Origin of the sequence: Vibrio sp. S12_S33 (assembly GCF_963889785.1) — a bacterium.
GTDB classification, from domain to species: Bacteria; Pseudomonadota; Gammaproteobacteria; order Enterobacterales; family Vibrionaceae; genus Vibrio; species Vibrio aestuarianus.
Genome location: NZ_CAWPQZ010000381.1, coordinates 1 through 253, shown reverse-complemented (window position 1 = coordinate 253; position 253 = coordinate 1). Strand labels below are relative to the sequence as shown.

Below are 253 nucleotides of genomic sequence, written 5' to 3'. Positions count from 1 at the left end.
CTTCGTGAGTCTGTACCGTCGTACTGCCATCGGGGTTGGTGATGGTTAACGTCACCGTATCACCCACTTCCACACCCTCAGGAATGGTCACCACAGTGTCAAGACCGTCACTGTTTTCGGCCACGCTCACGCTGCCATCGGCTGCATCGGCTATGGTCAACGTTGGCGCCGTGTCACTCACGCCATCACCGTCCGTATCACCCGGAATAGTAGTGTCTAAATCAAACGTTACTGGCGCACTTTCAGCGGTGGT

General features: G+C 55.7%; 1 protein-coding gene. It reads right to left on the bottom strand.

Features of this window, described 5'->3' with window-relative positions:
* The coding region (locus AACW06_RS20535; RefSeq protein WP_202884140.1) for a hypothetical protein at positions 1–253 on the bottom strand (253 nt) is incomplete at both ends.